Source organism: Micromonospora sp. BRA006-A (genome assembly GCF_033433935.1).
Classification (GTDB): domain Bacteria; phylum Actinomycetota; class Actinomycetes; order Mycobacteriales; family Micromonosporaceae; genus Micromonospora; species Micromonospora aurantiaca.
On record NZ_JANCLW010000001.1, the window covers coordinates 4,956,909 to 4,964,416 of the forward strand.

Sequence of the window (7,508 nt, forward strand, 5' to 3'; positions counted from 1 at the left end):
TGCCAGGGACATCGCGCCCACGTCACACGTCGAGCGCATGCTCGCGCCGGGCCGGCCGGCACCGCAAGCGTGCCCGCCGGCCGGCTCGCGCGGGCCTGCCGCCGTCGCGTGGCACCGCGTTACGCTCCGCCCACCCGTGCCCAGGAGGTCCCCGATGGACGGACAGGATCGCGCCGCGGCGGCAGGCTCGCCGCTGACCGACTGGGTGCACCGGCCGCGCCCGGACGCGGCGGTCCGCTTCGCCGGGCCCGGCGACGGGTGGGACGAGTGGAGTTACGAGCGGCTCGCCGAGGGCGCCCGCCGGGTCGCCGCCGGGCTGCGCTCGGCCGGGACCGCCGACGGCGACACGGTGGTGATCGTGGAGCCCACCGGGCCCCGGTTCATCCAGCTCTACTTCGGTGCGATGGTCGCCGGCGCGGTGCCGGTGCCGACCGCGCCGCCCGCGTTCGGCCAGGACCTGACCGGGTACGCGCGGGCGCTGGCCCACCTGGTCGGCCGGGCCGCCCCGCGGATGGTGGTGACGTCCGCCGCGCTGGCCGGGCAGCTGGCCGGGCTGGTGCCGCCGCCGGTGCCGGTGCGGGTCGACGACGACGTGATCGCCACCGCCGACCCGGGCCCGTGGCCGGGCTGGGCCGCGGCCGAGCTGGCGATGCTCCAGTTCACCTCCGGCTCGACCCGGGCGCCGCGCGGGGTCCGGGTGCCGGTGCCGGCGCTGGAGGCCAACGTGGCCGCTATCGCGCGGTGGCTGCGGATGCGGCCGGAGGATCCGACCGCGTCGTGGCTGCCGATGCACCACGACATGGGGCTGATCGGCTGCCTCATCACGCCGGTGGTGCGGCAGAGCGACCTGTGGCTGCTCTCCCCCGAGCAGTTCGTCCGGTCCCCGCTGCGCTACCTGCGCTGCTTCGGCGTCCACGGCGCACGGCTCACCGCGATGCCGACGTTCGGGCTGGAACACGTCGCGCGCAAGGTGCGCCCGCAGGACCTGGAGGGCATGGACTTCTCCGCCTGGCGGGCGGTCATCGTCGGCGCCGAGCGGGTCGGCACCGGCGCGGTGGAGCGCTTCGTGCGGCTGCTGGCCCCGTACGGGCTGGACCCGCGCGCCATCCTGCCCGCGTACGGGCTGGCCGAGGCGACACTCGCCGTCACCGGTCTGCCGCTGGACGAGCTGTGGACGTCGGTGCCGCTGGACCCGCGGCGGGTGGTACTCGACGGGCCGGTGCCGCTGGCGCCGGAGGCAGGCGGCGCGCTCGTCGGATCCGGCCGCCCGCTGAACGGGATCCGGGTCACGATCGTGGACCGGGACGGCCGGGAACTGCCGGAGGACCACGTCGGCGAGATCGTGGTGGACGGTCCCTGCCTCACCGACGGCTACCACAACGAGCCGCCGGACGCCGACACCGGACGCCGGAACGGACCGCTGGTCACCGGCGACGCCGGTTTCCTGCACGACGGCCAGCTGTTCGTGCTGGGCCGCATCGGCGACAGCGTGAAGGTGCGCGGCCGTACGCTGCTGGCCGAGGACGTGGAGGCGGCGCTGGAGTCGGCCGGGCTGCCGCGGCACCGGCAGACCGTCCTGCTGGGCATGCGCGGGGACCGGCCGACCGCGGTGGTCGTGGTCGAACAGGCCGACCCGCTGCGGCTGGAGGCGGCGCAGGGGCTCGTCGGCCGGGTGACCGAGGGTGCCGACCTGGTGTTCGTCCGGACCGGCGTCGGCACCATCCCGCGAACCACGAGTGGCAAGCCGAAGCGGCGTGAGCTGTGGAGAATCTTCCTGACAGGACAGCTGACCACAGCCGCCGCACACTCGGAGGATCCTTCATGACCGCACGTCCGGACGTCGTCGTCCTCGGTTCCGGTGTCACCGGTCTCAGCACCGGCATCCGGCTGGCCGAGGGAGGCGCGCGGGTGCTGATCCGTACCGCGGAACCGCCCGCGCGGACGACCTCGATACAGGCCTCGGCGCTGGTCGGCCCGAACCTGTCACCGCCGGACGACCCGCAGCGCGCCTGGACCGACGAGACGCTGCGGGTGCTGCGCGACGAGCCGATGCCGGGCGTGACGCTGCGCGAGGGCGTACTCGCCGCCCGGCCCGCCGGTGCCACCCCGCCGTTCGTGGAGCAGACCCCGGGGTTCCGGCCGCTGGACGAGCACGAGCGCCCAGCCGGCTTCGGCACCGCGTTCACCGTCCGGCTGCCGCTCGTCGACATGCCCGTCTACCTCGCGTACCTCCAGCAGCGTTTCCTGGACGCCGGCGGCGAGCTGCGCACCGAGCCGGTGGCCTCGCTCGACGAGGCGGCGGCTGTGGCGCCGGTGGTGGTCAACTGCACCGGGCTGGCCGCGCGGGCGCTGACCGGCGACGACGAGCTGTACCCGGTGCGCGGCCCGAAGATCGTGGTGCGCAACCCGGGGATCGAGCGGTTCTTCCTGGAGGCGCCGATGACGCCCACCTGGGCGTCCATCTTCCCGCACAGCGACCACGTGGTGCTCGGCGGCGCGCAGCGGCGCAGCGACGACACCACGCCCGACCCGGCCGAGGAGCGGGACATCGTCGCGCGGTGCGCCGCGATCGAGCCGGCCCTGGCCGGCGCCGAGGTGCTCGCGCACTCCGTCGGGCTGCGGCCCGGCCGCCCGGCCCCGCGGGTGGAGGCCGAGCGCCGGGGGGACGCGCTCGTCGTGCACAACTACGGCCACGCGGGGAACGGCGTCATGCTCTCGTGGGGATGCGCCCGCGACGCCGCCGCGCTGGCGCAGGGCGGCGGGACCACCGACCGGCCTGACGAGTGAGCCGGCGCCGCCGGGCGCCGGCCTGACCGGAGGGACACCATGTCCACTGCCACCTGGGCGTCCGGCGCCGACGCGTCGGCCCTGTTCCGCACCGCCGCGGACCGGGTCCGCGCGATCGACGTGCAGCACATCCGGGACGCGCTGTACGCGCCCGGCGGCTCGTACCGGTGGCCCCGGCACCGGATCAACGAGGTGGAGCTGGAGTGGCGGCGCTGGCGGCTGCGTCACCACCTCGGACTGCGCGACGAGCCGCCGGCCTCGATCCGGCTGTACGAGCGCCTGGCCGTGTCGGCCGGGGTGCCGCCGGCCGACGTGTCACCGCTGGCCGGCGGTGGCCCGCTGGTCGACGCGACGTACGACCAGATGTTCCCGCAGGGCCCGCTGATCATCCGGGCGGTGAAGTCGCGGGTGGTGCGGCGGCCCACCGACCACGAGGTGGACGAGGAGTACGCGGCGCTGCTGCGCGAGTCCAGCGGCCGGCGCAGCGACTACCTGTCCATGCTGGACCCGTCCGGGTACTACTGGCACATGCCGGACCTGATCTCGGCTGCCACCGCGCGGGAGTGCATGAAGGACGTCGAGGTGCTGCTGGCCGCCCCGCGCGGCGAGTCGTTCGCGGGCGGGCCGCAGCCGGGCTGGGACGTCGAGCACGACGCGCTGGTGAGCCGGTCGATGAACGCGTACCTGGGCGCAGGGCCGACACTCATCAAGATCCACGAGGATCCGGCGCTGGTCGCCGAGATCAGCGCCCGGATGGGCCGGCCCATGCACCCGACCCGGTGCACGTACCTGCGCTACGAGAAGGGCGACTACCTGGGCGTGCACACCGACCAGCCGACGTGTGAGGTGTCGCTGCTGTTCACCATCGCCGGCGACCCGGGGCCGATGCGCTCGTACCTCGACGAGACCGGCCACGACCCGGCCTGGCTGGACCGGTGGGTGCGGGAGGCGGGCAACTTCCCCGACGGCGGGCTGGACTTCATCTACCAGCCGCGCGAAGGGCTGGCGCTGACCGGCCGGGCGGTGCCGCACGCCCGCCTGCCGCAGGCGGAACGGGCCGTCATCGGCGCGTTGTTCTACAGCGGCCTGACCTGACCCGCGCTCCGGGCGCCCCGGACAGGGCGCCCGGACGGCGGCTCACCGGGGACGGTGACGCACCTGCGCGCCGGTGTAGCCGTGCAGCCCGGCCACACCGCCCTCCACGCCCAGCCCGCTGCACTTCAGGCCGCCGTACGGCTGGTCCGGGGCCAGTTCGGCGTGCGAGTTGACCCACACCGTGCCCGCGTCCAGCCGCGCGGCGACGTCCCAGGCGCGCTGCGGGTCCGCCGACCACACCGAGGCGCCCAGCCCGTACGGGCCGGCGTTCGCGGCCCGGACCGCGTCGTCGAGATCGGTGTACGGCACCACGGGCAGCACCGGCCCGAACTGCTCCTGCGTCACGACCGCCAGGTCGTCGGTGGCGCCGGCGAGCACGGTGGGGGCGTAGAACCGTCCCGGGCCGGGCAGCGGCGCGCCGCCGGCCGCGACCCGCGCTCCCCCGGCGGTGGCCGCCTCGACCAGCGCGGTGACCCGGCGCAGCTGCGCCCCGGTGGTCAGCGGCCCCAGCTCGGTGCCCTTCACCGCGCCGTCGCCGACCCGGGTGGCCCGGGCCCGGTCGGCCAGCGCGTCGACCACGCGACCGTGCCGCGACGCCGGTACGTACAGCCGTTTCACCAGCATGCACGCCTGCCCGCTGTTGGCGAACGCCTCCCAGAACAGCTTCTCGGCGATCGCGTCCGGGTCGGCGTCGTCGAGCAGGATCGCCGGGTCGTTGCCGCCGAGTTCGAGGGTGACCCGCTTGAGCCCGGCGCCGGCGGAGGCGGCGACCCGGCGCCCGGCGGCCACCGACCCGGTGAACGACACGTGCGCCGGCACCGGATGCGCGACCATCGCCGCGCCGAGGTCGTCCCCGCCGGACACGACGTTCACCACGCCGGGCGGGAACAACGGCGCCAGCAGCCGCCCCAGTTCCAGCACGGCCAGCGGCGCGTACGGCGAGGGCTTGAGCACGACCGTGTTGCCGGCCCGCAGCGCCGGGGCCAGCTTGGCCGCGGCGATCGCGACCGGGAAGTTCCACGGGGTGATCGCGGCGACCACGCCCAGCGGGCGGCGGGCCAGCTCGACGTGCCCGCGCCGGTCGTCGCGCAGCAGCTCGGCACCGAGGTCGAGCCCGGCGTGGTAGCGCAGCGCGCCGGCCGCGCCGTACGCCTCGGCGATCGCCATCGCCGCCGGTTTGCCCTGCTCGGCGGTGACCAGCGCGCCGAGGCGGGACGCGGCCCGCGACACCTCCTTCGCGGCGGCGAGCAGCGCGGCACGCCGGGCCTCGTCGTCGGCGGCCCAGCCGCCGGCGGCGGCGAGCGCCGCGTCCATCGCCCGGTCGAGCTGCCGGCCGGAGCAGACCGGGGCGGCGCCCAGCGGCGCGCCGGTCGCCGGGTTGTCGACCGGGAGGACGGCGGCCGCCTCCTCGGCCACGCCGCCGATCGTCATCGCCGGGGCGTGCTCAGCGGTCGCGGTCATGGTGGCGTCCTCCGTCACATGCGGCCCGCGCGGCGGGCGTCCTCGATCGATGGGTAGGCGGGCCGGAAGCCCAGATCCCGGCGGGCGGCGGTGGTGTCCACGACGCAGCCCAGCGGGCCGCCCTCCTCCGCGTCGCCGGATCCGGCGCCGCGCGCGGTGAACTCATCGGCCAGTGGGCGCAGCAACGCCGCCGGGGCCGGCTCGTCGTCGGCCAGGTTGTACGTGTGCCCGGCCGCGGCCGGGCTGCGCAGCGCGGCGAAGATGCCGGCCCGCACGTCGGCGTGGTGCACCAGGTGCAGCCGCTCGTCGTCCGGCCGGTGCGCGGCCCAGCTCAGCGCGTCGGCGAGATGCGGGTCGCCCTCGCCGTAGGTGAACGCGACACGCAGCACGCACACCTCCAGCTCCCCGCCGGTGAACTGGCGCAGCGCCGCCTCCGCGCCGAGCTTCGCGGCCGGGAACGACGACTCCGGCGACTCCAGCAGCGGGTCGTCCTCGCGTACCGGCCGGTCGCCGGCGGGCGCGTAGACGAGGTAGCTGCTCATCTGCACGAACCGGCGCACCCCGGCGTCGAGCGCGGCGCGGGCCAGCGCCGCGGTCGCGGTCCGGTTCACCTCCTCGGCGCCCGGCCCGTCCAGGCCGACGAACGCGGACGCGATGTGCACCACCGCGTCGACCCCCTCGACCGCGCTGCGGCACACCGCCGGGTCGCGCAGGTCGCCGGTGACGAGCCGGCCGCCGCCCGGCCCCGGGCCGGGGCCGGGGCCCCACACCAGCAGGCGCGCCTCGCCGCCGAGCCGCTTGAGGTGGGGCAGCAGCCGGGCGCCGACCCGGCCGGTCGCGCCGGTGAGCAGGATCCGGCCGAGCGGCGCCGGCTCGGCGTCGACGGTCTCCAGGGGTACGCGCATGGCTGTCGCCTCTCTGCGAGGTGGCCGCGCGAACAGGTGCGGGCGTACGCGGCCGGGATCCGTCCTATGCGGCCGCGCGCAGCGGCCGGCGCTCCTCGGCCAACCGCTCCAGCAGCTCGATGCCCCGTTCCACGCCGGGCATCCCGGCCATCTCCGCCTGGAGCCGGGCGGCGTTGCGCCGGTAGAGGTCGTCGTCCAGGGTGGCGCGCACCGCGTCGCGGATGCGTTCCGGCGTGGCCGCTGCCTCGTCGAGGCGGATCGCCACCCCGGCCGCGCTGAGCCGGTGGGCGTGGTACGGCTGGTCGACGGCGACCGGGACGACCACCATCGGCAGGCCGTGCCGCAGCGCGCCGACTGTGGTCAGGTAGCCGGCGTGGTGCAGCACCACTGCGGTGCGGCGCAGCACCTCGTCCTGCGGGATGTACGTGGCCAGCCGTACGTTCGGCGCGTCGATGCCGGTGGCGGTGAGGTCGACGCCGGAGCCGAGCGTCATGACCACGTCGACGTCCTCGTCGCGCAGGCCCCGCGCGGCGGCGCGGAACAGGTGCGGCGTCTGGTTGAACGCCGTGCCCATGGTCATGTAGATCAGCGGCCGGGTGGCCGGGGCGGTGAGCCAGTCCGGCACCGGGCCGTCCACCTGGTACAGCGGCGGCATGATCGGGTGCACCACCTCGTCCTCGGCCCGTCCGCCGAACCACAGCAGCGGGTCGTCGGACAGCGGCTGCATGCTCGGCAGGTACGCGTCGAGGTAGAGGTACGGGTAGAGCCGCGCCATGCCCGGGTCGGCGGGCAGTCCGAGGCGGGTGCGGGCCTGGCTCCAGCCCGCGCCCATCGTCTGCGCCGTGACCGCCCGGGGCAGGCGCGGGAGCTGGCCGAGCGCCGCGTAGGGCACGCCCACCGCGTCGGCGGCGAGCGGCCCGGCCCACTCCAGCGACTCGTGCAGCAGCACGTCGGCGCGGGTGTCCCGGAGCACCTCGACGATGCCGGGGATGAGCGCGGCGGTGGCCATGGCCATCAGCCGCAGCCGCCGGCGCTCGTCGTCGAACGCCGACGTCCTCGGCCCGTCGGCCAGCCACGCCGGGCCCACTTCCACCACGTCCAGCCCGGCCCGGGTCACCCAGGGGCCGAGGCCCCATCCGGTGACCACCGTGACGTCGTGCCCGGCGCTGCGGGCGGCGAGCGCGAGCGAGGCGATCGCATGGAAGTGCCCGACCGCGGGCTGGCAGGTCACCACGACTTTCATGAGGGCCATCCACCTCC

Annotated in this window: 6 protein-coding genes; 3 read left to right on the forward strand and 3 right to left on the reverse strand. The window is 76.2% G+C overall.

The annotated features are described in order from the left end of the window. Positions 1–154 precede the first annotated feature (154 nt). Genes NMK34_RS22405 through NMK34_RS22415 form a run of 3 tightly spaced genes read left to right on the forward strand, consistent with a single transcriptional unit; the run spans position 155 to position 3,882 of the window. Positions 155–1,825, forward strand: a complete 1,671-nt coding sequence (locus tag NMK34_RS22405) for an AMP-binding protein (RefSeq protein WP_318335070.1) — start codon at positions 155–157, stop codon at positions 1,823–1,825. Next, complete coding sequence (locus NMK34_RS22410) at positions 1,822–2,787, forward strand: FAD-dependent oxidoreductase (protein ID WP_318335071.1); 966 nt, start codon at positions 1,822–1,824, stop codon at positions 2,785–2,787. Before NMK34_RS22405 ends, NMK34_RS22410 begins: the two co-directional genes overlap by 4 nt. A 39-nt stretch (positions 2,788–2,826) precedes the next feature. Next, positions 2,827–3,882 (forward strand): hypothetical protein, encoded by a 1,056-nt coding sequence (locus NMK34_RS22415; protein ID WP_135239698.1) that lies wholly within the window; start codon positions 2,827–2,829, stop codon positions 3,880–3,882. Positions 3,883–3,924: 42 nt separating this feature from the next. Here the strand turns inward: NMK34_RS22415 and NMK34_RS22420 are convergent, their stop codons facing one another. The 3 genes from NMK34_RS22420 to NMK34_RS22430 form a co-directional block, all read right to left on the reverse strand. Continuing rightward, positions 3,925–5,343 (reverse strand): aldehyde dehydrogenase family protein, encoded by a 1,419-nt coding sequence (locus NMK34_RS22420; protein ID WP_318335072.1) that lies wholly within the window; start codon positions 5,341–5,343, stop codon positions 3,925–3,927. Positions 5,344–5,357: 14 nt separating this feature from the next. Then, complete coding sequence (locus tag NMK34_RS22425) at positions 5,358–6,248, reverse strand: NAD-dependent epimerase/dehydratase family protein (protein ID WP_318335073.1); 891 nt, start codon at positions 6,246–6,248, stop codon at positions 5,358–5,360. A 64-nt stretch (positions 6,249–6,312) separates the two neighbouring features. Beyond that, entirely contained in the window at positions 6,313–7,491 is a 1,179-nt protein-coding gene (locus NMK34_RS22430) for a glycosyltransferase (protein ID WP_318335074.1), read from the reverse strand. Positions 7,492–7,508: the final 17 nt, after the last annotated feature.